The organism is Ruegeria sp. O6 (assembly GCF_056535045.1).
On the sequence record NZ_JBQERM010000018.1, the window covers coordinates 41,994 to 67,422 of the forward strand.

The window sequence follows — 25,429 nt, forward strand, 5'->3', positions numbered from 1 at the left end:
CGTTACACTCGGGCGTATGGGGAACCTGACATCACGTGTGATGACCGGATTGGTGCTGGTCCTGTTCTATCTGACCCTGCTGCCCTTCGTCGCGCAGGGGTTTGACATGATCGGCGTCGGGCTGTCTGAGAGCGCGGCACAGAAAAGCTACTTGTTTGCCTATGACCAGAGTGTCGCTAATGCGGCGATGATGTTGCATATCCTTGCCGGAACGGTGTTGGTGGCTCTTGTGCCGCTGCAGCTGCTGAAAGGGCTTCGGCTGAAATACAATCGGTTTCACCGCGGCTTGGGTGTGGCTCTGATTGCGTCGGCTTTGATCACCGGACTGGCAGGAATGACCTATATCCCCCTGCGGGGAACGATCGGTGGACCGACGATGTCTGCAGCGTTTTTCTTGTATGGGCTCTGCCTGTTCACTGCGGCTCTGATGGTGGCGCGCATGGCTGTAATCGCGGATCGTGCTGGCCATTGGGCATGGGGTCTGCGGCTGTTCTGGCTGGCGCTGGGGTCGTGGCTCTACCGTGTGCATTATACGGGTTGGTATCTGTTGACCGGCGGGTTGGGGTCAGAGCCTGATTTCTCGGGCCCTTTCGATCAGGTTCAGAACTTCGCATTCTTCGTACCGTACCTGCTGGCTACGCAGATTTGGATCGCGCGTAGCCGATCTGCTCATCGGGGGGCTCTGATCACAAAGCCCTGATCTTGTCGGCGCGCAGCGGGCAGGCGAGGTAGACGCCAAATTCCTGACCGATATCAGCGCTGACGCGGGCGTGCACCGCACCCTGCCGATCGAGGAACCGCTGGTTGTCTTCAACCGGAAATATCCCCTCGTGCCAGATACCGGGATGGATATACAGCCCGCGCGAACCGTCGCACCAGAACGCCACCACCTTTTCTGGTGTCAGGTTGTCGCCGGGCAACGCGGCAGGAATGATGAAGGGCTTGTTGTCGAGCGGCCAGAACATCTGCCCGCCATCCGGGTGATAGTTCATGTGCCACAGCAGCACCTGATCGCGGGGCGCTGTTTGGCGGCTTGTCTGTGCCTGCTGCGGATCGGTGGACCAGCCGAGGACATAGTGACCATTGACCGCTTCGTTCTCGCCATAAAGCACGTCACCCTTCCACTCACCGCGAAAGGTGCCTTCGACCCAGCCGCCTTCATCGCCGGTGCCTTCGTCGATCGGCCGCCAGCCCTGCTGTGGCCAGCGGGTGATCTCGATCTCGAACCCTTCGGGATCATCGACCAGACACCCAAAGCCTTTGACCGAGGCGTCCGTCGCGCGGATCAGGGGAACCTCGTGCCAGGGCAGCGAGGGTTTGGTGCTGGCTTCAAAGATGTATTCCGGGGCGTTCATGCGGCCTCCATGTGCTTGTCGACCATACGCTGCACCATCGGCGCAAAATGTGCAAAGTCAGGTGTTTCCATGTCGGCGCGTTTCCCGGCCTCATCCAGATAGCGGACCTGAATAATCTCTTTCAGGTTCGGGTTGGCTTCGAACACGGCAACTTCTTCGGCGCTCATCGGACCACCTTGCAGTTCCAACGTGTGAACCGACGCCGCGGACAGGCGATTGAAATACTCGGGCTTGGTGGCACAAAGATACCGCTTGGCCGCCACGTGGTAGCGGCAGCAATCGGTGATGACCGAGGGGAAGAACTGCTCCAACACCTCGGCGCCCGCGTCCTCATGATGACGGTCTTCGGTGTCATCCGGGTGGTAGGTGCCGAACTCGGATGTGAAATGGCCGATGTCGTGCAGCAAGGCGCCCACGATAATTTCCTCGGGCATCCCGTTCTGCTCGGCAATGGTGGCGCCTTGCAGCATGTGCTGGGCCATGGTGACAGGCTCGCCCAGATATTCTTCACCGCCGCGGCGCGCAAAGATGTCACCGATGAAGGCAACGATATTGTCCCGGTTCAGTGTCGAGAAATCGGGTTTCATTCCGCCGCCTCCGGATGCGCCATCTCCATCGCCGCCAGTGTGGACAGCAACCCGTCCTTGTCGGCGTAACATCCCTGCAACCAGCGCGATCCGGCCCCGGAATAGCCAAGCCGCGCGTGCAGGACGCGGGTGTTGTCGACGATAAAGCTTTCCCCCGGTTCCAGTTTGAACGACACGCCCATGGCCGGGTCGTCGATGATATCCCCCAATTGGCGATAGGCGGCGTAATAAGCCTCCATCTTGTCAAACGGCACATCCACAAAGGGGGCGGAAGAGCGGTTGTTGAAGCGGATGCCGATCAGCTCGCCATCCGGCGACAACTCGATCATCGGGCGGCGCGACCGCAGACAGACCCCGTCCGAGCCCTTGTATTCGAACCGCGCCGGATATCCGGCCAGCAGGGCAAAGCCTTCGGGGTTTGCGTAACGCAGTTTTTCGATGGCGCGGAAGCCGTCAACAACGATGGACTCCCCACCTTCAGCCGAGTTTTCCAGACAATAGAGGATTTGCAAGGTCGGCACCGGGTCGCGATAGGGGTTGTCGGTATGCGCCTGAAGGCCAAGCCCGGTATAGGCAAGGTTTGTCGGGTTCACCTCGGTCCGCACCTCGAAATAGGGGCCATAATTGGTTTCGCGGACATAGCCGAACAGGTCAGCGACCTTCAGCAGCGATTCAGGCTCGGTCGGGCCGCCGGTCAGCTTGGCAAAGCCGAACTCGGCCACAGCGGCCAGCCAATTGCGCTTGGCCGCCGGGCTGGCATGGACCTCGTTCCAATCGCCGCTGGGCGCGGCGATGCCACTTTCCCAGGTCGTGATGCCGGGGGCGATGCGACCCAGCGCAATGTCATGATCGCGGTCATAGCCGTTTTCGGCCAACCAGTCCGCCGGGAAGGTAACGGTTTTGCCCTCAGGCTGGAACGTGACTTGCAGGTCACCCGCGACCACCTCGACTGAACTGACCGAAATGTCGGCAGGAATATCGCCGATAGTAATCAGGCGCTGACCGTTGCCCGGTGCGCGGGTATCAGCGTCCAGCGCGTTGTCGCGCAGCCAGATGGCGTGGAAACGGGCCTTGGTCCCGGTATCAAACGCGACTGTAACAATCGAGGTGTCGTGGGTGGCGGTGCGCAGCATTGGGGGTCTCCTGTTCGGCGCGGGCTTTGGTTGAGCAGATACGCCGTTCGTGGCATTACGACAATTAATCCTTATTTCGGCTGAGGCTTGGAAAAACTAATGGCTAAGAATAAGACCGGATTACCGCCGCTGGATTGGTTGCGCGTGTTCGAAGCCGCCGGGCGGCTTGGCGGGTTCTCGGCCGCGGCGAAAGAGTTCGGGTTGACGCAGGCCGCTGTCAGCCAAAGGATCGGCAATCTTGAGGCGTGGCTGGGCCGGTCCCTGTTTGTGCGCGAGGCGCGCGGCGTGTCGCTGACGGTCGAAGGTGAAAGCTATCTGCCGCTCGTGCAGGACAGCCTGCTGGCGTTGGAACGCAACACTGAGGATCTGTTTGGAAAATCGCCACGCGAACTCAGGGTCGCCGGGTTGTCATCAAACATTCACGCCCTTGTTGTACCAGCCCTGCCTGTGTTCCGAAATCTGCGCCCCGAGGTGCGGGTGATGACCGACTCGGTTGCGCGCCGGTCGTCGCTGGACGAGGAACGCACCTGGCTGCAAATCCGCTATGGCAGGGGGGTGTGGGCCGGGCGCGACGCGGCATTGATCGCGCATGAGGTGCTGGTGCCGATGGCCGCGCCGGGCGTTGAATGGGGTGCCCCCCTGATCGATCTGCGCGGCGAGCGTCCTGGCTGGCGCGAGTGGAACCGGAAATACGGGCACGGGGACGTCGCGCCATCACATGTCAGTTTCGATTCGATGGAACATGCTGTTTCGGCGGCAAGGCGCGGAATGGGGATTGTGCTGGGCTCGGTTCCGCTGGCGTCCGGTGATCTAAAGGATGGCCGGTTGCGCAGGTTAGAGCTGCCAGAGCTGCAGACCAAGGACGGGTATTGGCTGACATGGCCCGAAGATCGGGCGCAGTCCAGAAAACAGCGCGCCCTGATCGATGATTTTCTGAAGGCGCTGCGCGGCTGAGGGCCTAGAAATCGATGGCGATGCCTTTCTTTTCCCAATCACCGTAACGGGCGGGGTCCAGCCCATCGCGCCCGCCCAGTTCCTTGGGCATTTCCCTGGCCTCGGCCCGGGCTTTTTGGCGGCGTTCTTCCGCTTCGGCCAGTGCGCGTTGGGCGGCGGGGGGCAGGTCTTTGCGGTCGTCACTCATGACATCGGGTTCCTTTCCGTGCATAGCCTTGATATACGCCCGCGTCCGCCAATGGCAATGCGGGCACAGGTCACATGAAGGCGGTATCATGACAAACAGCGCGACAGCAGCACGGCGCAGCGCAATCTATCTGTTGGATCAGGTTCTGGGCGAAGGCCGCCTGTTGTCTGAATGCCTGGCCGCGGGCGCTTTGGATCGGTTGGGGCCAGAGGATCGCGCGCGCGCGCAGCGGTTGGCGTCGGAAACCCTGCGCGGGCTGGAGCGCGCCGACCGTCTGCTGGACAACCACCTGAACCGAACACCCGCCCTGACCGTACACAACGCGCTGCGGCTGGGCGCGGTCGAGCTGTGCAACGGGGAAGCTGCGCATGGGGTGGTGAACTCCATGGTTGAAATCATCAGCCGCTCGCGCAAGCACGGGCGTCTGAAAGGCTTGGTGAATGCCGTTTTGCGCAAGGTCGCGTCCGAGGGTCCCGAAGCATGGCCGAAAATGCGTGTCCCGCGTCTGCCGGAGTGGTTGCGAGACCCGCTGATCGCGGCGTGGGGTGCCGAAGCGGTGGCCGGAATGGAACAGGCGCATTTCGCGGGCGCACCACTGGACCTTACCCTGAAGCCGGGGGCGGAAAGCCCTTCGGGCGAAAAGCTGCCTACCGGGTCTGTGCGTATTCTGGATGCGGGTCAGGTCTCGGCCTTGCCGGGATACAAGGCTGGGGATTGGTGGGTGCAGGACGCGGCAGCCGCGCTGCCGGTACGTGTTCTGGCACCGAAGGCGGGTGAAAAGGTGTTGGACCTTTGCGCGGCACCGGGCGGTAAAACCATGCAACTGGCTGCGGCGGGCTCGGATGTGACGGCGCTGGATGTATCCGCGGCGCGCACGGAACGCGTGCGCGAAAACCTAGAACGAACCGGATTGACGGCAGAAGTCATCGTGGGTGACGCGCTGGACCATCAGGGTCGGTACGACGCGATTTTGCTGGACGCGCCCTGCTCGGCCACGGGTACGATCCGCAGGCATCCTGACTTGCCCTTTGCCAAGGATGGCTCGGAATTTGGCGGATTGATCGAATTGCAGACGCAGATGCTGGCCCACGCATGGACGCTGCTGAAACCTGGCGGGCGGCTGGTCTATTGCACCTGTTCGCTTTTGCCGGATGAGGGCGAGGTTCAGATCGAAGACGCGCTGGGCATGTATCCGGACATGCGTGTTGATCGCGAGGCACTGAAGCTCTCCGGCATCGAAGACAGCTGGATCACCGAGGAAGGCGGCCTGCGTCTACGGCCCAACTACTGGCCCGATCGCGGGGGTATGGACGGGTTCTATATCGCCTGCCTGAACAAATCCGCCTGAGTGCACGCTTTTCGATGACTTGACGATCGGCGCGGTCTATCGTTGGGTCTCAAGCGCCAGCAGAGCGCAAGGGGCAGAGTAACACGCGCATGTCAAATTCGGACACCATGGCCAGTCGGTGGATGCGGTTGCAGAACCGTTTCTACGCGCGTCTCAGCCAACGGCAAAAGGCCGCCACGGGGTTTGTTGCGCAGCCTCAGCCGCGCACCGTTGGTTCGTTTGCGCGCGGGCGGCAGCTGGTTGCGGGGAATCTCTTGTTCGCCGGCTATTTGGTCGAGGCAGACGATACAGCGTTGTGGGATGTCATTGCCCCCAGCGCTGGCTTTGACGAGGAACGCCATGGTTTTGCATGGCTGGATGATCTGGCCGCTGTCGGTGATATGCGCGCACGAGAAAAAGCGCAGCGCTGGGTCTGGGGCTGGATCGAGGCGCATGGCCGCGGGCAGGGCCCCGGCTGGGTACCTGACCTGACCGGGCGGCGGGTGATGCGCTGGATCAACCATGCGCTTTTTCTGCTGCGCGGGGCAGATGAAAAGCAAAGCAAACTGTTCTTTCGATCTTTGGCGCAGCAAACATGGTTCCTGTCCAAACGCTGGCAGGCCGCGACGCCCGGGTTGCCGCGTTTCGAGGCGCTGGCCGGTCTTGTGCAAGCCGGATTGGCGCTGGAGGGGTTGGAGCAGATGGCCGATCCGGCCCTGCGGGCTTTGGCTGGCGAGTGTGACCGGCAGGTGGACGCACAGGGCGGTATTCCAACACGCAACCCGGAAGAGCTGCTTGAAGTGTTCATGCTGCTCAGCTGGACGTCGGCGGCGCTCAGCGACCTTGGACGCGGCACACCCGTTGCGCAGGCCAATGCGATCAAGCGGATCGCACCGACCTTGCGCAGTCTGCGCCATGCGGATGGCGTGCTGGCGCGGTTTCACGGTGGCGGGCGCGGGGTCGAAGGGCGGCTGGAACAGGCGCTTGCGCAAAGTGGCGTCAAGCACAAGGCGGCGACCGAATTGCCAATGGGCTATGCCTGCCTGTCCGCAGCGCGCACCACAGTGATCGTGGATGCCAGCGCGCCGCCGTCCGGAGCGGCTTCATTCAACGCGCACGCATCCACGCTGGCGTTCGAGCTGACCTCGGGGCGGCGCCCTTTGATCGTGAATTGTGGATCGGGGGCCAGTTTTGGGCTGGATTGGCGCCGTGCCGGGCGTGCGACGCCTTCTCACTCAACCCTGTGTCTGGACGGGTTCTCGAGCGCGCGATTGGCCAACCCGTTGCCGGGCCGCGAAAGTCAGGCGCTGGTCGACGCGCCGCGGGACGTTCCGGTCGATTTTGAAGATGCGTTCGAAGGCATCCGTTTCATGGCCGGGCATGATGGGTATGTCAAAGTCTTCGGGCTGACCCACGCGCGCACATTCGAATTGCGTTTTGACGGGCGTGAGCTGACGGTCGAGGATATTCTGCTGACCGCAACCGACAAGGCCAAGCGTCAGTTCGACAGGGCGATGGACGCCTCGGGCCTCAAGGGCATTGGCTATGACATCCGTTTTCATCTGCATCCTGACGTTGATGCTGCGCTGGATCTGGGCGGGGCGGCAGTGTCGATGGCGCTCAAAAGCGGCGAGATCTGGGTTTTCCGCCATGATGGCGTGGGAAAATTATCTGTCGAACCAAGTGTTTACCTTGAAAAAGGACGTTTAAAGCCACGCGCGACAAAACAGATCGTTCTATCTGGCCGCGCAATGGAGTATGCGACGCGCATCCGGTGGACGCTGAGCAAGGCGCAGGATACAGCCTATGCCGTGCGCGATACGCACCGGGACGAGCCCAAGTTTGACTGACGCCAAAAGGACCTTTGGACCCATGACCGACCTTCACCCCGTGCGCCGCGCGTTGCTTTCCGTTTCCGACAAGACCGGGCTGATCGAGCTGGGCAAGGCGCTGTCCGAGCGCGGGATCGAACTGCTGTCGACTGGCGGCACTGCCAAGGCGCTGCGCGATGCAGGGCTTGAGGTGCGCGATGTCAGCGAAATTACCGGGTTCCCCGAGATGATGGATGGCCGGGTCAAGACGCTGCACCCGATGGTGCATGGCGGGTTGCTGGCGCTGCGCGACAATGACACCCACGTCGCGGCGATGGAGGAACATGGCATCGGTGCCATCGACCTGCTGGTCGTGAACCTCTACCCGTTCGAGGCAACCGTCGCCAAGGGCGCGGGTTATGACGAATGTATCGAGAATATCGACATCGGCGGCCCGGCGATGATCCGCGCGGCCTCCAAAAACCATGCCTTCGTGAACGTGGTGGTGGATGTCGAGGATTATTCCTCCCTGCTGGATCAGCTGGAAGAAAACTATGGCAAGACATCCTATGGCTTCCGCCAGTGGCTGGCGCAAAAGGCCTATGCACGAACAGCGGCTTATGACGCCGCCGTGTCGAACTGGATGGCCGATGCGCTGCAACTGGACGCCCCAAAGCGCCGCGCATTTGCCGGTGAGTTGAAGCAGACCCTGCGGTATGGCGAAAACAGCCACCAGCAGGCAGCGTTCTATACGGACGGCACCAACCGCCCCGGCGTCGCCACCGCCGTTCAGCATCAGGGCAAGGAACTGAGCTATAACAACATCAACGACACAGATGCGGCTTTTGAGCTGGTGGCCGAGTTTGATCCGGCGAAAGGCGCGGCTTGCGCCATCATCAAACACGCCAACCCTTGCGGTGTAGCCACAGGTTCAACCCTTCTTGAGGCGTACAAGGCGGCATTTGACTGCGACCGCACCTCGGCTTTTGGTGGCATTGTTGCGCTGAACCAGCCGCTGGATGAAGAAACAGCGCAAGAGATTACGGGCATCTTCACCGAGGTTGTAATCGCCCCCGGTGCCTCGGACGAGGCCAAGGCGATTTTTGCCGCCAAGAAAAACCTGCGCCTGCTTACGACCGAGGCGCTGCCGGATGTAACCGAAGGTGGCAAAACCGTCCGTCAGGTGGCCGGCGGGCTGTTGGTGCAGGACAAGGATAACGGCTTTGTCGGCATGGACGACCTCAAGGTCGTGACCAAGAAAGCCCCGACCGACGCGCAGATGCGTGACCTGTTGTTCGCGTGGAAAGTGGCCAAGCACGTCAAATCCAACGCCATCGTCTACGTCAAGGATGGCGCGACCGTGGGTGTTGGCGCGGGGCAGATGAGCCGAGTGGATTCGGCCCTGATCGCGGCCAAGAAAGCCGAACGTATGGCCGAAACGCTGGGCTTGCCGCAACCGCTGACCATCGGTTCCGCCGTGGCATCGGATGCGTTTTTCCCCTTCCCCGACGGGTTGATGGAAGCCGCCGAAGCGGGCGCGACCTGCGTCATTCAGCCGGGAGGGTCCATGCGCGACGATGAAGTGATCGCCGCAGCGGATGAGGCTGGTCTGGCGATGGTCTTCACCGGTATGCGTCATTTCCGTCACTGATGCGGTCACGCCTGCTTCTCTGGGCGGCCTTGGCCGCCTTCGCGATCGACCAGATCAGCAAATATCTGGTCGTTCACGTCCTGCGCGTGGCTGAACGGCCCGACGGTATCGATGTTCTGCCACCGCTGCTGGTGTTCAAATACGGCGAGAATCGGGGCATCAATTTCGGCCTGTTTCAGGGCGACTCTGAGGCTGCGCGCTGGTTTTTGATCGGTGTGTCCGTGGTGATCTGCATCGGTGTGCTTGTCTGGCTTGGTCGTTCGACGCGTTCGAAATTCATGTTGTTCTGTGGCGGCATGCTGATCGGCGGAGCGCTTGGGAATGTGGTCGACCGGCTTCTTTATGGGTTTGTTCTGGATTTCCTGAACATGTCCTGCTGTGGCATCAACAACCCGTTTGTGTTCAACTTGGCGGATGTGTTCATATTCGCCGGAGCGCTGGGGCTGGTTTTGTTTGACGGCAAAAAGCCCTCGTGACGCGCGGAATGATATGCGATAAAAGCGCCTGAAACAGGCTGGAGACACCAATGCGGATGCCGCGCGCCATATTTGTTCTGACAGTTGCCGCTGCGGTTGCGGCATGTTCGAATCCCGGACTGCGGGATCTGGCGCCTCCGGGACAGGGTCCGGATGAGTTTTCGGTATTGCCGGTCAAGCCGCTGACCCAGCCTCAGGATTACGCGTTCCTGCCGGCACCGACGCCGGGTGGTGGAAATCTGACAGACCCGACCCCTCAGGCCGATGCGGTGATCGCGCTGGGCGGTAATGCCGCCGCCCTGAACCCCAATGCCGGTGTGCCGTCGTCGGATGCAGCGCTTGTGACGGCGTCCAGCCGTTATGGCGTGCCAGCCGATGCACGGCAAGTGGTCGAAGCCGAGGATGCCGCGTTCCGCAAACGCCGGGGCCGCTGGACCGGTCTGCGCCTGTTCCCCGTCGACCGCTATAATCAGGTCTACGAACGCCAGTCGATCGATCCGTATTCGGAAACCGATGCCGCCCGCCGGGCCGGGGTCGAAACCCCGACCTCGCCCCCGAATGAATAATTCTTAACTTTCCGTCATCGGGCTTGAACCCGGGCCGCACCACCGTAGTTTGAATACTATAAAACGAAACGGAGGATGCCCCATGGTTCGGGCCCTGGCCTTGTCGGCTGCCCTGATCGCCACCACCCCGGCTTTTGCCGGGGGCGGGAAAGAAGCGGTCACCACATTCACTTTGGACAACGGCATGAATGTCGTCGTGGTCGAAAACCATCGCGCGCCTGTCGTGCAGCACATGGTCTGGTACCGCGCCGGATCGGCGGATGAGCCGATCGGATCGTCGGGTGTCGCGCATTTTCTTGAACACCTGTTGTTCAAGGGCACAGATACTTTGGCGCCAGGTGAGTTCTCGGCTACCGTCGCGGCCAATGGCGGCAACGATAACGCGTTCACCTCGTATGATTACACTGCCTATTTCCAGCGCGTCGCCGCCGACCGGCTTGAGTTGATGATGCGCATGGAATCGGACCGTATGCGGAACATACGCCTGAGCGATGAGGATATCGTGACCGAGCGCGATGTGATCCTTGAGGAACGCAACCAGCGCACCGAAAACAACCCGCGCGCCCTGTTCGGCGAACAGATGAGCGCGGCACAATACCTCAATCACCGTTATGGCGTGCCGATCATCGGCTGGAAGCACGAGATGGAAGAACTGGAACTGGAAGACGCGCTGTCTTTCTACCAGACCCACTACGCGCCCAATAACGCCATTCTGGTTGTCACCGGAGACGTTGATCCCGCCGAGGTTCGCACTCTGGCCGATCAGTATTACGGTGTGATTCCCGCCAATGCGGATTTGCCGGAACGGGTCCGGTCGCAGGAACCCCCGCAAACCGCCGAACGTCGTCTGACTTTCAAGGACCCTCGCGTGGCGCAGCCCTACATCCAGCGCAGTTACCTGGCGCCGGAACGCGATCCGGGCGATCAGGAAAAGGCGGCAGCCCTGTTTCTGTTGGCGGAACTTCTAGGGGGCAGCACGACCTCTTACCTGAACGAAAAGCTGCAATTTGATCAGAAAATGGCTGTTTATACCGGGGCGTTCTACCGTGACGTGTCGCTGGATGACACAACATTCGATCTGCTGGTCGTTCCCGCCGAAGGGGTTTCCCTGCAAGAGGCCGAAGATGCCATGGACCAGGCCGTGGCCGATTTCATTGCCGAAGGTGTCGACGAGGACGATCTGAACCGCATCAAGATGCAGTTGCGGGCCGCGCAGACCTATGCGCGCGACAATGTGGACGGGATCGGCAACCGCTATGGGCGCGCCCTGACCAGCGGCCTGACAATACAGGACGTGCAGGCATGGCCTGATATTCTTCAGGCTGTGACCGGCGACGAAATCATCGCCGCCGCCCGCGATGTTCTGCAACCCGAGGCGTCGGTCACCGGCTGGCTGATGCGCGATGATGAGGTAACGCAATGAAACGGTTTCTCGCAACGCTGATTGCCTGTCTGGTTGCTCTGCCTGCCTTGGCCGAGATCGAGATTGAAGAAGTGACCTCACCCGGCGGGATCACCGCATGGCTGGTCGAGGATCACTCGATCCCTTTCACCGCGCTCGAGCTGCGCTTTCGTGGCGGTACGTCGCTGGACGACCCGGACAAGCGCGGCGCCGTCTATCTGATGAGCGGGCTGATCGAGGAAGGGTCCGGTGAAATGGACGCGCGGACCTATGCGCGCGAGCTTGAGGCGCTGGCCGCATCGTTCCGCTATAACGCCGGTGACGACACGGTTTCGATTTCCGCACGTTTTCTGACCGAAAACCGGGATGAGGTTGCCGACCTGCTGCGTGAGACGATTCACGAACCACGCTTTGATCAGGACGCGGTTGACCGTGTGCGCGCACAAATCCTGTCCGGGCTGCGATCAGATCAGACCGACCCGAACGAGATTGCAGGCCGCAGCTTTGCCCAGATGGCCTATGGCGATCACCCTTATGGTTCCGAAGGCAAGGGCACGATCGAAAGCGTCTCGGCGCTGACACGGGATGATGTGGTAACGGCGTATGAAAGCGTTTTTGCCAAGGATCGTCTTTATGTGGGGGCCGTCGGCGATATCACGGCCGAAGAACTGGGCGCATTGCTTGACACATTGCTCGCCGACCTGCCGGAAACGGGCAAGCCCATCCCGGGCAAGGCCAACGTGACCATCCCCGGCGGGATCAGTGTTGTCGAGTTTGACACCCCGCAATCCGTGGCGCTGTTTGGCCATGCCGGAATAGATCGGGACGATCCTGATTTCTTTGCCGCCTATATCCTGAACCACATCCTGGGCGGTGGCGGGTTCGAAAGCCGTCTGATGCAGGAGGTGCGCGAAAAGCGTGGCCTGACCTATGGGGTTGGAACCTATCTTGTGCCCAAGGATCTGGCCTCGGTTTACCTGGGGTCGGTGTCATCGGCCAATGACCGCATTGCCGAGGCGATAGAGGTTATTCGCAACGAATGGGCGCATGCTGCCACCGAAGGGGTGACGCAGAAGGAACTGGACGATGCCAAGACCTATCTGACTGGCGCTTATCCGCTGCGCTTTGATGGCAACGGGCAGATTGCCGGGATCATGGTGGGGATGCAGATGGAAGGATTGCCCATCGATTATATCGCCACCCGCAATGACAAGGTGAACGCGGTCACACTGGAAGACGTGAACCGCGTTGCATCCGAACTGTTGGACCCGGACGGCCTGCATTTCACTGTTGTTGGAAAGCCGGTTGGGCTGGAAACTACCAACTGAACTGCAAGGGGTGAGTTGCGGCTCACCCCTTTTTCATACTCCGCAGCATATCGCCCATCATCTGGCCGAACTTGCCCGATCCGCGCTGATAAAGTGCCCCATCCACGGCCAGAACCGTGCCGCTGATATAGCTGGCCAGATCCGAGCTGAGGAACAGGCAGGCGTTGGCCACGTCCTGCGGCTGGCCCCAGCGGCCCAACGGCACGTCGCGGCGCAGTTCTTCGTGGGCGTTTTTGGTGGGCGCAAGGCGTTTCGCACCCTCGGTGCCTTCGATGAACCCCGGCACAACCGAATTCACCCTGATCCCTTCGACACCCCATTCCATCGACAGCGTGCGGGTGATCTGATCCACCCCCGCCTTGGCGGCGCAAACATGCGACTGGCCTTCGTACGGCAGGTAGGACTGCGGGGCCGAGATATTGATGATGCTGGCACCGGGGCGTTTGAGGAACGGATACGCCCCCTTCATCACGTGGATCGTGCCCATCAGGTCGATATCGATCACGGTCTTGAACGCGTTGACCGACATCTCGGACGCCAGCGCCGGGAAGTTGCCCGCCGCGCCCGAGATCAGCACATCGAAATCCCCAAAGGCGTCATGGAATTGCTTCAGTCCCGCCGCCACAGCGTCGGCATCACGCACATCAAACGCAGCCCCAATCGCATCCTGTGCGCCTGCGGCTTTCAGCGCGGCGATGGTGTCATCGACCTTTTCCCGCGACCGGCTGGCCACGGCCAGTTTGGCACCCGAGGCCGCAAAAGCCTCGGCAATGCCGCGATTGATACCGCTGGTTCCGCCAATCACGATGACGGTTTGTCCTGAAAAATCCATGTAACGCCCTTTATCTTTGATCTACTGGGTGAGCGCCATTCTCTTGACTGAGTTCGTTGCGCATCTCCTCAATCATCGGAAGCACAAGAGTTTCGCGATTTGCGAGTAAGAATACCAAGCACGCAAATGCGCCGACCAAAGAAAAAATCACCAAACGAGCGATAGAAGTCCGATTGGTTTTCTCAGTCGGTAGTACCAAAGTAAACGCTCCCTTGGCGGGAGCCCTACTCGCCGTAGGGCACCCAGATGTTTTTCACTTCTGTTGCAGCCTGAAGGAAGCGGCGGGAATGGTCCATGCTCCAGTCAAATGCCGTCGCGTTATTGACCCAGGTCCGCTTCAGGTTCCCGGCTGAAACGACCTCGATCTCTTTCGACAGGTCGGTGGACGAAAACGACCAGACCGCGTCGACATTCAGATGCGAGGCCAGCGGTTTCGCCAGTTCCGCATGGCTGCCCGTCAGGATGTTGACCACACCGGCAGGGACGTCCGAAGTCTCAAGGATCTGGTAGAAATCCGTCGCCGCCAGCGGGTAGGGCTCAGAAGCCACCAGAACCGTCCGGTTGCCCATCGCAGTCGCAGGCGCCATGGCCGAGACCAGACCCAGCAGCGGTGCCTCATCCGCGCAAAGCGCACCGATCACGCCAACGGGTTCCTTCATGGCGATGGCCACGCCCCGGATCGGAACACCATGGACCTGGCCGTCATACTTATCGGCCCAGGCGGCGGCAGTGAACAGGCGTTGGATCGAAGCCTCGACTTCTTTCGCGCCGTCTTTCCTGCCGGTCATGGCGTCGATCCGCGCCGCGAATTCACCGGCGCGGGCCGAGAGGTTTTCGCCGATGTAATACAGGATCTGGGCCCGCAGATGGCCGGTGGTTCTGGACCAGCTTTTGGCACCTGCCGCAGCCTCGACCGCGTTGCGCACGTCCTTGCGGTTGGCAAGACCCACATGGCCCAGCAGGCCGGACTTGCCCCAAACCGGTTTCGAATAACCACCATCGGGTCGCGCCTGCTTGCCGCCGACATACAACTTGGCGGTGCGGTCAATCGGGTCGACCGGTGCCCCTTCGCCCATGGCTGCCTCGACCTTTGCCAGCGGCTTGGCCTTACCCTTGGGTCTGGTATAGGCGGTCAGCCCTTCCCAACCACCTTCGCGGCCAAAGCCGCTTTCGCGGACCCCGCCGAACCCGGCAGCAGCGTCAAACAGATTGGTGGCATTCACCCAGACGACGCCCGCAACCAGCTTGGGCGCGATATCCAGCGCAAGGTTCACATTCTCGGTCCAGACGGTCGCCGCCAGACCATACCGGGTGTTGTTGGCCAGCTCGACGGCCTCTTCTGGTGTGCGGAAAGTCGAAGACACCAGCACCGGACCAAAGATCTCTTCCTGCATCAACGGGTCCGAGGTCTCGAGCCCCGAGATCAGTGTCGGCGGGTAGTAGCAGCCGTTTGCGGGAAGATCGCAGGCAGCTTGATGCACATGGCCCGCTGTGTTGCTTTCGACCATTCCTTTGATGGTCTGCAACTGAACCGGGTCCACAACCGCGCCCACGTCGATACATTTGTCCAGCGGATTGCCGACGCGCAGCGTGTCCATCCGGGCGCGCAGCTTGTCGTGGAAACGGTCGGCGATGCCTTCCTGCACCAGCAGGCGCGAACCTGCACAGCAGACCTGACCCTGATTGAACCAGATCGCATCCACCAGCCCTTCGATGGCCGAGTCGATATCGGCGTCATCAAACACGATGTACGCGGATTTGCCACCCAGCTCCAATGTCAGTTCCTTACCAGATCCGGCAGTGGCCTCACGGATGCGGCGGCCCACAACAGTCGAGCCGGTAAAGGCAATCTTGTCCACGTCCGAGGCCACGATCATCTCGCCCACGGCACCGTCTCCGGTGACGATGTTGACGACACCTTTCGGCAGACCGGCCTGTGTGCAGATATCGGCAAATAACAGCGCCGTCAGCGAGGTATACTCAGCGGGTTTCAGAACCACCGTATTTCCCATTGCCAGCGCAGGCGCGATCTTCCACGCCAACATCAGCAGGGGGAAGTTCCACGGAATGATCTGACCGCACACACCCAACGCTTCAGCGTCGGGCAGCTCGCTTTCCATCAGCTGCGCCATACCGGCGTGGTAATAGAAATGCCGCTGCGCCAGCGGAATATCGATGTCGCGCGATTCCCGGATCGGTTTGCCGTTGTCGAGGCTTTCCAGCACCGCAAACAGACGCGAATGCTTTTGCAGCAGTCGCGCAATTGCATAGAGATACCGCGCACGGCCCGCGCCGCCCAGTTTCTCCCATTTCGGCTGAGCCTTGCGCGCTGCGGCAACAGCGGCGTCCACGTCGGCCTGCTTGGCCTGCGTCAGCTTGGCCAGAACCTCCCCGGTCGCCGGGTTGCGGCTGTCAAACCCTTTGCCCGGCTTGGTGAAAGCACCGTCGATATAGTGTCCGAACTTGTCGCCCTGATCGACCAGCCAGGCCAGCACCTCGGCGGCGCTTTCGGGGGCGGGGCCGTATTCCATGGTCTCAAAAATCTCTTTGACTGTCATGACTTCATCTTTTCCCAAATACTCACTGTCCAGACATATCCGCGGGCTCAGCCCATCGAGTGTCTGTAACCAGCCGAGTAAGCCCCGGTGACATAGTGTTCCAACTGCCGCTCGATATCGCCCAGTAACGATGAGGCGCCAAAGCGGAACAGATCCGGTTCCAGCCAGCGGTCACCCAGCTCGTCCTTGATCAGCGACAGATAAACCAGCGCGTCCTTGGCTTTCGAAATACCACCTGCAGGCTTGTAGCCGACCCGATATCCGGTGCGGTCATAGTAATCGCGGATCGCGCGGATCATCACCAGCGACACGGGCAGGGTGGCGTTGACGCTTTCCTTGCCGGTCGAGGTCTTGATGAAATCCGCCCCGGCCATCATGCACACCAGCGAGGCGCGCGCAACATTGCGCAGGCTACCCAATTCTCCGGTCGCAAGAATGGCTTTGACATGGGCATCGCCACAAGCCACGCGGAACGCCTTCATCTCATCATACAGGGCCTGCCAGTCCCCCGACAGCACGTGACGGCGCGAGATTACGATGTCGATTTCCTCGGCCCCGGCCTTCACGCTTTCCTCGATCTCGGCCACGCGCAGATGGAACGGGGACAGGCCGGCGGGAAAGCCGGTGGACACGGCAGCGACCGGAATGCCAGTGCCTTTCAGGGCGTCCACGGCGGTTTCGATCATGTCGTGATAGACACAAACCGCCCCGGTCGTGATCGGCGGCATGTCCAGCGCCTGAAGGACTGAAGGCGCAACCGGCTGACGGGCCTTTGCACACAGGCGGCGCACACGGCCCACCGTATCATCGCCCGACAGCGTGGTTAGGTCGATCATCGTGATGGCTTTCAGCAGCCACGCAGCCTGATATTCCTTCTTGACCGAACGGCGGCCCGGCAATGTGGCCGCACGGCGTTCAATCGCGGAAGTATTGGCCTGAACGGCGCGCACCCAGTCCAGATCCAGTTCCATTCCGGGGTTCCGGGGTTCGGTCACTTGCGGCAGATGCGCGGTGCGCACGGGGCTTTCTGAGCTCTGCGTATCCATGGTTACGTCCTTTGGGAGGTTTGCGACAAAATCGCACGGGTGGCCCGGGAATGGAAGGTGTTCCGGCGCAATGATCGAATATTTTTGACCATTTGGACAAATAACAGAGGTTTTCTTGCGAATAATTCTCATTAGCGTTGACTTAGTTGCGAATGGTTCTCATATTTGATCCAACACGTATCCAAATCGAGGTTGGAAATGATTCGTCGGCATTGCCTTGCATTTTTGGCTCTGGCCCTTTCGGTGCCAGCTATGGCGTTTGCCGGTGCACCGCTGAAAGTGGTGGCCACGACGGGCATGATTGCAGATGCAGCGCGTCAGGTCGGCGGTGATCTGGTTGAGGTCAGAGGGCTTATGGGCCCCGGCGTTGATCCCCATGCCTATCGCCAGACGCGCAGCGATATCGTGGCGATGACTCGGACAGATCTGGTTCTGTGGCACGGCCTGTATCTCGAAGCGCAAATGGAAGACTTCTTTCATGATCTCGAGCGGAAACGGACCGTCATTGCGGTTGCAGAGGGCGTAGATAAGTCCATGCTGCGTGCGCATGATGATTATGCCGACAAGTATGATCCGCATGTCTGGATGACACCCGCGCTGTGGCGCGAGGTTGTTCTGGAAGTGCAGCGTGCGCTGACGGAGGTACGCCCCGAAGCAGCAGAGGTTTTTGCCGCGAACGCACAAGCCCATCTGGCGGACATAGATCGTCTGACGGCCTATGCCGAGGAAACCCTGTCTTCGGTACCGGATCACAACAAGGTTCTGGTCACCGCCCACGACGCCTTTGGCTATTTCGGTGAAAGTTTCGGGTTCGAGGTTCTGGGCATTCAGGGCATCTCGACCCAATCCGAGGCGGGCCTGAACCGGATCGGAGAGTTGGTTGACCTGTTGGTTGATCGCCGGATCACGGCGGTCTTCGTCGAAAGCTCGGTTTCTGACCGGTCGATCCGCGCGCTGATCGAAGGGGCCGAAGCCAAAGGGCACGAGGTGAAGGTCGGGGGCGAGTTGTTCTCGGACGCTATGGGCGAGGATGGCACCTATGAAGGCACTTATATCGGGATGCTGGATCACAATATCACCGTCATCGCAGGCGCATTGGGCGGAGAAGTTCCCGATCGCGGCATGAACGGCAAACTGTCAGCAGGGTTCTGAGAGATGCTGGGGCTGATCAGCAGCGAAGGTGTGACGGTCCAGGAACAAAACCTGGATAACAGCCCTCTGGCTGTTCGGGGGTTGACGGTTTCCTACGGGCAAAAACCTGCGGTCTTTTCGGTTGATATGACGGTTACGCCTGGCGCGATGACCGCCATTATCGGGCCAAACGGCGCTGGAAAATCAACGCTGCTCAAGGCGGCGCTGGGCATCGTTACGCCATTGTCGGGGCAGGTGACCGTATTTGGTCAGCCGCTGAATTCGCAGCGCCCGCGTGTTGCCTATGTTCCCCAGCGTGCCAGTGTGGACTGGGATTTCCCGACACGGGTGATCGACGTGGTTCTGATGGGTCTGTCTCGTGAACTGGGCCTGTTGGGCCGCTTGCGCGCGCGCCACAAGGCCCGTGCGATGGATTGCCTGAACCGTGTGGGTATGCGCGATTTCGCGGATCGCCAGATTGGCCAGCTGTCCGGTGGCCAGCAACAGCGTGTGTTTCTGGCGCGTGCTCTGGCTCAGGATGCTGATCTGTACCTGCTGGACGAGCCGTTTGCCGGTGTCGACGCCGCCACCGAAAAAGCCATCATCGCGGTGCTGAAATCCCTGAAAGAGGCCGGTAAGACAGTCGTTGTCGTGCATCACGATTTGGCCACCGTGACCGACTATTTCGACCACGTTTTCCTGATCAATACCCGCAAGGTGGCCGAGGGGCCGGTGGCCGAGGCGTTCACGGCGGAATCGCTGCAATCGGCCTATGGTGGCAGGTTGGCAACGGCGCAGATCGATCAGATTTCACGCGCGCTGGGATAGTTCATGCTTTGGGATGCTCTGACCCTTCAGCTTGGCTATAACGCCACGCTGGTTGCCATCGGTGCAACATTGCTGGGCGTGTCGGCGGGCGTGACGGGGACATTCCTGTTTCTGCGCAAGCGCGCCCTTGTCAGCGACGCAATCAGCCATGCAACCCTGCCGGGCGTCTGTATCGCTTTCATGGTGCTGGTCGCGCTGGGCGGGGACGGGCGCAACCTGCCGGGCCTTTTGGTGGGGTCCGCTATTTCCGCCTGGGTTGGTCTGTTGTGCATGAATTGGCTGACACGGCGCACCCGCCTGGCCGAGGACGCCGCGATCGGTGCGGTTCTGTCCGTGTTCTTCGGCTTTGGGATCGTGCTGCTGACGGTCATCCAGACCATGGGGGTTGGCCGTCAGGCCGGGCTGGAAGGTTTCCTGTTGGGTTCAACCGCCGGAATGCTGTGGGCCGATGCGGTGATCATCGCACTTGGTGGCGCCTTGACCTTGGCTCTGGTGCTGATCATCCGCCGTCCGATGACCCTTGTCGCATTCGACCCCGAATACGCAGCGGCGCGCGGGGTGCCAGTGCATCGTATCGACCTGGCCATGATGGGGCTGGTCATGGCCGTGACCGTGGTCGGTCTGAAAATCGTCGGCCTGATCCTGATCGTGGCGTTGCTGATCATTCCGGCGGTGACCGCCCGGTTCTGGTCTGACCGCTCGGAACGCGTTGTTCTGCTGGCCGGGTTGGCAGGTGGTCTGGCCGGATATATCGGCGCTGCCATATCCGCATCTGCGCCCAATCTTCCAACCGGCCCGATCATCGTACTGGTCAGCTTTGCCTTTTTCCTTGCATCCCTCTTCTTCGCCCCGATGCGTGGCGTTCTGGCGGCGGTGCTGCGGCATCTGCGGTTTCAGCGCCGGGTGCATATTCGTCAGGGACTTCTGGCGCTGGCACAAGGGCAGAAGATCTATGAACCCCTGACTCTGCGTTTGCTGCGGCGTGCCGGGCTGGTCCGGGCGGATGGCGTGGCGACGGACACCGGCAAGGCCCGCGCGGCCAAGGCCCTGCGGGATGAAAAGCGATGGGAAATCGTGCGCGCCGATCAGGCGCACGAGGCGACAGCTGCGCTATATGACGGATTGCGCGATATCGAAACCGTTCTGACACGCGACCAGATTGATGAGATCGACCGCCAGATTGGCGGACCGCAGGGGATACCGGCATGAGTGGTGAAGAATTCGTTCCGCTGTCTCTGACGCCGCTGCTGATCGGAACATGTGCGGCCATCGCCTGTGCCTTGCCCGGCAACTTTCTTGTGTTGCGAAAACAGGCGCTGATCGGCGATGCGATCAGCCATGTGGTGCTGCCGGGTATCGTTGTTGCGTTTCTGTTGACCGGGGCCATATCCACCTGGCCGATGATGTTGGGTGCGGCAGGGGCCGCGGTTCTGGCCGTGGTCCTGATCGAGGCCATTCGCCGGCTGGGGCAGATCGAACCCGGGGCTGCCATGGGCGTGGTCTTTACCACCATGTTCGCGGCAGGCGTCCTGCTGCTTGAGCAGACGGATACGTCAACCGTGCATCTGGATGTGGAACATGCGCTTTACGGCAATCTCGAAAGCCTGATCTGGCTGGACGCGACCGGGTGGTCTTCGTTGCTGGACGCTCAGGCCCTTGCCGGATTGCCCCCGGAACTGCCCCGTATTGCGCTGACACTGGTGGGTGTGATGCTGTTTACATGGCTGTTCTGGCGGCCGCTGAAAATTTCCACCTTTGACGAAGGTTTCGCCCGCACGATTGGTATTCGCACGGGGCTTCTGGGCATGGCGCTCGTCATTACTGCGGCTATCGCGGCGGTTGCCGCTTTTGACGCTGTGGGCTCGATCATCGTGATCGCGATGTTTATCTGCCCTCCGGCAGCCGCGCGGATGCTGACCAACCGGCTTGAGGCGCAGATTGGCTGGAGTGTCGTGATCGCTATAACCTCTGCCGTGACAGGGTATGTGCTGGCAGGCTACGGACCCCTGTGGCTGGGTGCAGCGGATGCGGTCAGTGCGGCGGGGATGATCGCAACGATGTCCGGGCTGATCCTGGCACTGGCGGCCATGTTTGGCCCATGCCGCACACGAGTTGGTGTTCAGACATCAGCCTGAGACGGCATTTTCCTGCCGCAGATGCCCATGCGTCATCGGCCAAACTCTGCCCAGATGCCGTTAAGGTTAATCTTAAGCAGATTTTTGGGAAGTCTCGTGCTAGAGGCTGCCCATTGATTAGCTGAACACACCACTCACTCTGGTAGGCCCGGATGGTACGGAATGGGGATTCATTCACGGCCATCCGGGCGCCCCTTTCCGATCAGAAGACATGCTCAAACCGGTGGCAGAATCGTGCGCGGTTGTGCTAGGTCTAGGGGTATGGCGCAAACAAACCCCAATATCAGCGAAAATCGCCCCGTGATCAGACAGCTTGACGATGCTGCCATCAACCGTATTGCGGCGGGTGAAGTGGTGGAACGCCCGGCCTCGGCGGTCAAGGAACTGGTCGAGAATGCACTTGATGCCGGGGCCGCGCGTGTAGCCGTCGAAATCGCCGACGGGGGAAAGACACTGATCCGCGTGACCGACGATGGCTGCGGTATCCCGGCCCAAGATTTGCCGCTTGCCCTGTCGCGCCACGCCACGTCAAAGATTGATGGATCGGATCTGCTGAATATCCACACCTTCGGGTTTCGAGGCGAAGCTTTGCCCTCGTTGGGGGCTGTCGGACGCCTGACCATAACCAGTCGCGCGCCGGGTCTGGATGCGGCGCAGATCCATGTTGCGGGTGGCAAGATGGGGTCGGTCAAGCCTGCAGCCCTGCGCGCGGGCACGGTGGTCGAGCTGCGCGATCTGTTCTTCGCCACCCCCGCACGGCTGAAATTCATGCGCACCGACCGGGCCGAAGCGCAGGCGATCACGGACATGGTGAAACGGCTGGCGATGGCCGAACCATCCGTCACATTTACCCTGCGCGATGTCTCGGGCGGTGGCGAAGGCCGTGTTATCTTCCGCGCGGATCGCGAGAATAGCGACCTGTTTGATGCCCTGCACGCCCGTCTTGCCCGTGTGATCGGGCGCGAGTTTGCCGAGAATGCGCTGCGGATCGATGCCACGCGCGACGGTCTCAGGCTTTTTGGCTATGCGGCCCTGCCGACCTATTCCCGTGGCGCTGCGGTGGCGCAGTACCTTTTTGTCAACGGGCGTCCCGTGCGGGACAAGATGCTGACCGGTGCTTTGCGGGCGGCTTATTTCGATTTCCTCAGCCGGGACCGTCACCCGGCGGCGGCATTGTTCATCGACTGCGACCCGACATTGGTTGACGTGAACGTTCATCCCGCCAAGTCCGAGGTCCGGTTCCGCGATCCCGGCGTTGCACGCGGGCTTATCGTATCCAGCCTGCGCCACGCTTTGGCCGAGGCAGGGCATCGTGCGTCATCGACCGTGGCCAATGCGACCCTGGGTGCAATGAGACCGGAGCCTGCGCAGTCTGCACCAGCGCGGGTCTATCAGATGGATCGCCCGTCGCCCGCAGCGCGCCAGGCCGCGTACCGGGCGCAGGCTCCGGGTTTTGCGGAACTGGCGCATGATTACAGCGGCAGCATTGTCGATCCGACCCCGGTTGCACCCGTATCACAGGGTCAGGAGCCCGGTGCGCAGAATCTTCCGCTGGGTGCTGCGCGCGGGCAGGTGCATGAAAACTACATCATCGCCCAGACTGCCGATGGAATGGTGATCGTTGATCAGCACGCCGCGCATGAACGGCTGGTCTATGAGAAGCTGAAAACACAAATGGCCGAGACGGGAGTCGCGGCACAGGCGCTTTTGATCCCCGAGATTGTTGAGTTGTCCGAAGGTGACTGCGCCCGCCTGATGGCTGTCTGTGATGATCTGTCCCGTTTGGGGCTGACCATCGAACCCTTTGGCGGAGGCGCCATTGCCGTGCGCGAAACCCCGGCCATTCTGGGCGAGGTCGATGCGCGCGCGATGATCCTTGATATCCTCGACGAACTGACCGATCAGGGCGAAAGCCAGATGGTGCAGGCAAGGATCGAGGCGATCCTCAGTCGGGTTGCCTGCCACGGCTCGGTCCGGTCCGGTCGTCGGATGCGGGCCGAGGAAATGAATGCCCTGCTGCGCGAGATGGAGGCCACGCCGCATTCCGGCCAGTGCAATCACGGGCGACCCACATATGTGGAACTGAAGCTAAGCGACATCGAACGCCTGTTCGGGCGCAGTTGATACATTGGCCACTGCAGGTTAGTAAGAATAAAACAAGAACATCCGAGGCGACATGATCAAGATTGCAGGAACAGAATATGCATTGGATGACCCGGTTGTTCTTATCCTGGGCGGAACAGTTGCGCTGATCCTGCTGCTGCTGTTCCTGTCGTTGCGCGCCGCCAATCGCTCGGCCCGGATGGCGGAACCGCTGGCGCGGCAGATGGCGCTTCTGGGTCAGCATGTGCAGCAGCTGGGGCAGGGGCAGGAACAGTTGCGCGGCGGCTTGCAGCATGTCTCGGACACGCAGGCCAACGCGCAGGTGCAGGTGATCCAGACGGTCGAGGCACGCTTGTCCTCGGTTCAGCAGCAGATGAATGACCGGCTGGCGGATAACGCGATGAAATCGGCCCGCGCGCTGGCCGAGATGCAGGAACGGATGAAGGAAACCCTGCACGGTTCGTCAAAACAGACGGCGACATCACTGACGCAGCTGCAGGAACGTCTGGCCGCCATCGACAAGGCGCAGGACAATATCACGAAACTGTCGGGCGATGTTCTCAGCCTTCAGGATATCCTGTCGAACAAGCAGCGGCGCGGGATGTTTGGTGAGATTCAGCTGAACGATATCGTGTCCAAGGCGCTGCCCGCGGACAGCTATTCGCTGCAAGCCACCTTGTCGAACGGCAGGCGCGCGGATTGCCTGGTGCATCTGCCGAACCCGCCCGGCCCGATCGTGATTGACGCGAAATTCCCGCTTGAGGATTTCGAGGCACTTGCCGCCGCGCAGACCAAGGCGGATGTTGAAAGATGCCTGCGGGCATTTGGCGCTGCCGTGAAAGTGCATATCAAGGCGATTTCCGAGAAATACATCCTCGACGGGGAAACCGCTGACGGAGCCCTGATGTTCGTCCCGTCCGAAGCGATCTATGCCGAGCTACACGCCCGCCTGCCCGATGTGGTGCGCGAAGGGTTTGCCGCAAGGGTCTGGATCGTCTCGCCCACCACCTGTATGGCCACGCTGAACACGATGCGGGCGATCCTGAAAGATGCGCGCATGCGTGAACAGGCCGGTGCGATCCGCAAAGAACTGGGATTGCTGCACAAAGACGTGGACCGTCTGGGCGACCGCGTTTCAAACCTCGACCGTCACTTCGGGCAGGCGGCCAAGGATATCTCGGAAATCAAGATCAGTGCCGAAAAGGCCGGCCGCCGGGCGCAGCGGCTGGATAATTTCGACTTCGAAGAAATCGCGCCCGATACTGAAACAGAGGTTGTGCCACTGGCACGTCACGAAGGCTGAACATCCTGTTGAAGAACTGAACCGGCACCGGGCCGGTTCTGATGGACCAGTGCCTGCAAGCGTTCAGATACGCAGAAAGGGCTGGAAAAGGCGCGGCATCAGCTTGTTGAATTTCAGCGGCGCATCCGTAACCGCCAGGCATATGCAGTCTTCCGAGATATCCGCGACAGGTGTGTGTTCCAGATCCTCGTCAGCGATTTCAACATCGCCACGGGCAAAATGGTCAACCTCGTCCGAGAAAGCCCCTTGCAGAACCATTGTCAGCTCCATGCCGTTGTGGCCATGATCCGGCACGGCAGCACCGGCCGGAATGAAAAGCAAGCGGGCGGTGGCGTCTTTGGTGGTCGGCAGGATCGCCTGTTTGACGCCCATACCTATCGACCTCCAGCGGATGTCCTTGACTGTTCCGCCCACGTAATCCTGCAACGGGGCCGGCAGAACTGCACATCCCGGGCGAACGGGCTTGGGCGCTGGTGCGCCCTGGGAGATCAAAGCCATCGTGGCCGCCAGTGAAGTTTCACTCATGCTGACACCCTCACTCTGCTCGTCCAGAACATGCCCGCCAACGGCGTCATAGCTTTCTGCGCGCGCGCGGCAGTGGTCGCACAGGGACAGATGCGTGGCGACCATCAGATCGAAGGCTTCGGGCAGACCGCCTGCGGCATAGGCCATCAGCAGGTCATCTGTCAGGTGATGTTTGATCAACTTGCTCATCT

Annotated in this window: 23 protein-coding genes; 15 read left to right on the forward strand and 8 right to left on the reverse strand. The window is 60.9% G+C overall.

The annotated features are described in order from the left end of the window. Window positions 1-40: 40 nt before the first annotated feature. Window positions 41-700, forward strand: coding sequence for a DUF2306 domain-containing protein (locus ACR0DY_RS17940; protein WP_480898851.1), 660 nt, complete (start codon window positions 41-43; stop codon window positions 698-700). Here ACR0DY_RS17940 and ACR0DY_RS17945 read toward each other — a convergent pair. From ACR0DY_RS17945 to tmpA, 3 genes are read right to left on the reverse strand one after another with little or no spacing between them, the layout of a single operon-like run. Continuing rightward, complete coding sequence (locus tag ACR0DY_RS17945; RefSeq protein ID WP_480547393.1) at window positions 687-1,355, reverse strand: ureidoglycolate lyase; 669 nt, start codon at window positions 1,353-1,355, stop codon at window positions 687-689. The genes ACR0DY_RS17940 and ACR0DY_RS17945 overlap by 14 nt on opposite strands. After that, window positions 1,352-1,942 carry a (R)-1-hydroxy-2-trimethylaminoethylphosphonate oxygenase gene (gene tmpB / locus ACR0DY_RS17950; RefSeq protein WP_480482839.1) on the reverse strand — a complete coding sequence of 197 codons (591 nt, stop codon included), beginning with the start codon at window positions 1,940-1,942 and terminating at the stop codon, window positions 1,352-1,354. The genes ACR0DY_RS17945 and tmpB overlap by 4 nt, the downstream gene beginning before the upstream one ends. Next, window positions 1,939-3,075: a 2-trimethylaminoethylphosphonate dioxygenase gene (gene tmpA / locus ACR0DY_RS17955; RefSeq protein WP_480622588.1), complete on the reverse strand. Its 1,137-nt coding sequence runs from the start codon at window positions 3,073-3,075 to the stop codon at window positions 1,939-1,941. The genes tmpB and tmpA overlap by 4 nt, the downstream gene beginning before the upstream one ends. A gap of 99 nt (window positions 3,076-3,174) precedes the next feature. Between tmpA and ACR0DY_RS17960 the strand changes: the two genes are divergently transcribed. Next, window positions 3,175-4,029: a LysR family transcriptional regulator gene (locus ACR0DY_RS17960; RefSeq protein ID WP_480622587.1), complete on the forward strand. Its 855-nt coding sequence runs from the start codon at window positions 3,175-3,177 to the stop codon at window positions 4,027-4,029. Between the two features lie 4 nt (window positions 4,030-4,033). Here the strand turns inward: ACR0DY_RS17960 and ACR0DY_RS17965 are convergent, their stop codons facing one another. After that, window positions 4,034-4,216 (reverse strand): DUF1674 domain-containing protein, encoded by a 183-nt coding sequence (locus tag ACR0DY_RS17965; RefSeq protein WP_480474237.1) that lies wholly within the window; start codon window positions 4,214-4,216, stop codon window positions 4,034-4,036. 88 nt (window positions 4,217-4,304) lie between these two features. Between ACR0DY_RS17965 and ACR0DY_RS17970 the strand changes: the two genes are divergently transcribed. From ACR0DY_RS17970 to ACR0DY_RS18000, 7 genes are all read left to right on the forward strand, one after another. Beyond that, complete coding sequence (locus ACR0DY_RS17970) at window positions 4,305-5,564, forward strand: RsmB/NOP family class I SAM-dependent RNA methyltransferase (RefSeq protein ID WP_480547397.1); 1,260 nt, start codon at window positions 4,305-4,307, stop codon at window positions 5,562-5,564. A gap of 89 nt (window positions 5,565-5,653) precedes the next feature. Then, window positions 5,654-7,393: a heparinase II/III family protein gene (locus ACR0DY_RS17975; RefSeq protein WP_480547399.1), complete on the forward strand. Its 1,740-nt coding sequence runs from the start codon at window positions 5,654-5,656 to the stop codon at window positions 7,391-7,393. A gap of 22 nt (window positions 7,394-7,415) precedes the next feature. Beyond that, complete coding sequence (gene purH, locus ACR0DY_RS17980) at window positions 7,416-9,005, forward strand: bifunctional phosphoribosylaminoimidazolecarboxamide formyltransferase/IMP cyclohydrolase (RefSeq protein ID WP_480547401.1); 1,590 nt, start codon at window positions 7,416-7,418, stop codon at window positions 9,003-9,005. Beyond that, a complete protein-coding gene (gene lspA, locus ACR0DY_RS17985) occupies window positions 9,005-9,481 on the forward strand; it encodes a signal peptidase II (protein ID WP_480487777.1) in 477 nt (158 codons plus the stop codon). Before purH ends, lspA begins: the two co-directional genes overlap by 1 nt. Before the next feature lie 50 nt (window positions 9,482-9,531). Then, the gene (locus tag ACR0DY_RS17990; RefSeq protein ID WP_480482853.1) at window positions 9,532-10,047 is read left to right on the forward strand and encodes a DUF3035 domain-containing protein; all 516 of its coding nucleotides are present in this window, start codon (window positions 9,532-9,534) and stop codon (window positions 10,045-10,047) included. Window positions 10,048-10,129: 82 nt separating this feature from the next. Continuing rightward, window positions 10,130-11,470: a M16 family metallopeptidase gene (locus ACR0DY_RS17995; RefSeq protein ID WP_480898858.1), complete on the forward strand. Its 1,341-nt coding sequence runs from the start codon at window positions 10,130-10,132 to the stop codon at window positions 11,468-11,470. Further along, the gene (locus ACR0DY_RS18000; protein WP_480538538.1) at window positions 11,467-12,777 is read left to right on the forward strand and encodes a M16 family metallopeptidase; all 1,311 of its coding nucleotides are present in this window, start codon (window positions 11,467-11,469) and stop codon (window positions 12,775-12,777) included. Before ACR0DY_RS17995 ends, ACR0DY_RS18000 begins: the two co-directional genes overlap by 4 nt. Window positions 12,778-12,799: 22 nt before the next feature. On the opposite strand, the gene ACR0DY_RS18005 is transcribed toward ACR0DY_RS18000, so the two are convergent. From ACR0DY_RS18005 to deoC, 3 genes are all read right to left on the reverse strand, one after another. Next, a complete protein-coding gene (locus ACR0DY_RS18005) occupies window positions 12,800-13,609 on the reverse strand; it encodes an SDR family oxidoreductase (RefSeq protein ID WP_480538540.1) in 810 nt (269 codons plus the stop codon). 224 nt (window positions 13,610-13,833) lie between these two features. Next, window positions 13,834-16,167 carry an aldehyde dehydrogenase family protein gene (locus ACR0DY_RS18010; protein WP_480547403.1) on the reverse strand — a complete coding sequence of 778 codons (2,334 nt, stop codon included), beginning with the start codon at window positions 16,165-16,167 and terminating at the stop codon, window positions 13,834-13,836. Window positions 16,168-16,214: 47 nt separating this feature from the next. Beyond that, on the reverse strand, window positions 16,215-17,213 hold the full coding sequence (gene deoC, locus ACR0DY_RS18015) for a deoxyribose-phosphate aldolase (RefSeq protein WP_480474226.1): 999 nt from the start codon (window positions 17,211-17,213) through the stop codon (window positions 16,215-16,217). A 198-nt stretch (window positions 17,214-17,411) separates the two neighbouring features. Here deoC and ACR0DY_RS18020 point away from each other — a divergent pair, with 198 nt between their 5' ends. The 6 genes from ACR0DY_RS18020 (at window position 17,412) to ACR0DY_RS18045 (ending at window position 24,713) form a co-directional block, all read left to right on the forward strand. Next, complete coding sequence (locus ACR0DY_RS18020) at window positions 17,412-18,365, forward strand: metal ABC transporter solute-binding protein, Zn/Mn family (RefSeq protein WP_480482865.1); 954 nt, start codon at window positions 17,412-17,414, stop codon at window positions 18,363-18,365. Between the two features lie 3 nt (window positions 18,366-18,368). Then, window positions 18,369-19,172, forward strand: coding sequence for a metal ABC transporter ATP-binding protein (locus tag ACR0DY_RS18025; RefSeq protein WP_480482867.1), 804 nt, complete (start codon window positions 18,369-18,371; stop codon window positions 19,170-19,172). A 3-nt stretch (window positions 19,173-19,175) separates the two neighbouring features. Then, complete coding sequence (locus ACR0DY_RS18030) at window positions 19,176-20,381, forward strand: metal ABC transporter permease (protein WP_480482869.1); 1,206 nt, start codon at window positions 19,176-19,178, stop codon at window positions 20,379-20,381. Continuing rightward, window positions 20,378-21,307 (forward strand): metal ABC transporter permease, encoded by a 930-nt coding sequence (locus ACR0DY_RS18035; protein WP_480506490.1) that lies wholly within the window; start codon window positions 20,378-20,380, stop codon window positions 21,305-21,307. The genes ACR0DY_RS18030 and ACR0DY_RS18035 overlap by 4 nt, the downstream gene beginning before the upstream one ends. Window positions 21,308-21,568: 261 nt before the next feature. Further along, on the forward strand, window positions 21,569-23,431 hold the full coding sequence (gene mutL / locus ACR0DY_RS18040; RefSeq protein ID WP_480898863.1) for a DNA mismatch repair endonuclease MutL: 1,863 nt from the start codon (window positions 21,569-21,571) through the stop codon (window positions 23,429-23,431). A 52-nt stretch (window positions 23,432-23,483) separates the two neighbouring features. Continuing rightward, window positions 23,484-24,713: a DNA recombination protein RmuC gene (locus ACR0DY_RS18045; protein ID WP_480482873.1), complete on the forward strand. Its 1,230-nt coding sequence runs from the start codon at window positions 23,484-23,486 to the stop codon at window positions 24,711-24,713. 63 nt (window positions 24,714-24,776) lie between these two features. On the opposite strand, the gene ACR0DY_RS18050 is transcribed toward ACR0DY_RS18045, so the two are convergent. Beyond that, a complete protein-coding gene (locus tag ACR0DY_RS18050; protein ID WP_480482874.1) occupies window positions 24,777-25,427 on the reverse strand; it encodes a ChrR family anti-sigma-E factor in 651 nt (216 codons plus the stop codon). Window positions 25,428-25,429: the final 2 nt, after the last annotated feature.

Coding starts and splice junctions, on each gene's coding strand:
- ACR0DY_RS18025 (WP_480482867.1), top strand. CDS start 18,369: ATGCTGGGGCTGATCAGCAGCGAAGGTGTGACGGTCCAGGAACAAAAC.
- ACR0DY_RS18020 (WP_480482865.1), top strand. CDS start 17,412: ATGATTCGTCGGCATTGCCTTGCATTTTTGGCTCTGGCCCTTTCGGTG.
- tmpA (WP_480622588.1), bottom strand. CDS start 3,075: ATGCTGCGCACCGCCACCCACGACACCTCGATTGTTACAGTCGCGTTT.
- mutL (WP_480898863.1), top strand. CDS start 21,569: ATGGCGCAAACAAACCCCAATATCAGCGAAAATCGCCCCGTGATCAGA.
- ACR0DY_RS17945 (WP_480547393.1), bottom strand. CDS start 1,355: ATGAACGCCCCGGAATACATCTTTGAAGCCAGCACCAAACCCTCGCTG.
- purH (WP_480547401.1), top strand. CDS start 7,416: ATGACCGACCTTCACCCCGTGCGCCGCGCGTTGCTTTCCGTTTCCGAC.
- ACR0DY_RS18030 (WP_480482869.1), top strand. CDS start 19,176: ATGCTTTGGGATGCTCTGACCCTTCAGCTTGGCTATAACGCCACGCTG.
- ACR0DY_RS17995 (WP_480898858.1), top strand. CDS start 10,130: ATGGTTCGGGCCCTGGCCTTGTCGGCTGCCCTGATCGCCACCACCCCG.
- ACR0DY_RS18045 (WP_480482873.1), top strand. CDS start 23,484: ATGATCAAGATTGCAGGAACAGAATATGCATTGGATGACCCGGTTGTT.
- ACR0DY_RS17940 (WP_480898851.1), top strand. CDS start 41: ATGACCGGATTGGTGCTGGTCCTGTTCTATCTGACCCTGCTGCCCTTC.
- ACR0DY_RS17975 (WP_480547399.1), top strand. CDS start 5,654: ATGTCAAATTCGGACACCATGGCCAGTCGGTGGATGCGGTTGCAGAAC.
- deoC (WP_480474226.1), bottom strand. CDS start 17,213: ATGGATACGCAGAGCTCAGAAAGCCCCGTGCGCACCGCGCATCTGCCG.
- ACR0DY_RS18050 (WP_480482874.1), bottom strand. CDS start 25,427: ATGAGCAAGTTGATCAAACATCACCTGACAGATGACCTGCTGATGGCC.
- ACR0DY_RS18010 (WP_480547403.1), bottom strand. CDS start 16,167: ATGACAGTCAAAGAGATTTTTGAGACCATGGAATACGGCCCCGCCCCC.
- lspA (WP_480487777.1), top strand. CDS start 9,005: ATGCGGTCACGCCTGCTTCTCTGGGCGGCCTTGGCCGCCTTCGCGATC.
- ACR0DY_RS18000 (WP_480538538.1), top strand. CDS start 11,467: ATGAAACGGTTTCTCGCAACGCTGATTGCCTGTCTGGTTGCTCTGCCT.
- ACR0DY_RS17990 (WP_480482853.1), top strand. CDS start 9,532: ATGCGGATGCCGCGCGCCATATTTGTTCTGACAGTTGCCGCTGCGGTT.
- ACR0DY_RS17965 (WP_480474237.1), bottom strand. CDS start 4,216: ATGAGTGACGACCGCAAAGACCTGCCCCCCGCCGCCCAACGCGCACTG.
- ACR0DY_RS17960 (WP_480622587.1), top strand. CDS start 3,175: ATGGCTAAGAATAAGACCGGATTACCGCCGCTGGATTGGTTGCGCGTG.
- ACR0DY_RS18005 (WP_480538540.1), bottom strand. CDS start 13,609: ATGGATTTTTCAGGACAAACCGTCATCGTGATTGGCGGAACCAGCGGT.
- tmpB (WP_480482839.1), bottom strand. CDS start 1,942: ATGAAACCCGATTTCTCGACACTGAACCGGGACAATATCGTTGCCTTC.
- ACR0DY_RS18035 (WP_480506490.1), top strand. CDS start 20,378: ATGAGTGGTGAAGAATTCGTTCCGCTGTCTCTGACGCCGCTGCTGATC.
- ACR0DY_RS17970 (WP_480547397.1), top strand. CDS start 4,305: ATGACAAACAGCGCGACAGCAGCACGGCGCAGCGCAATCTATCTGTTG.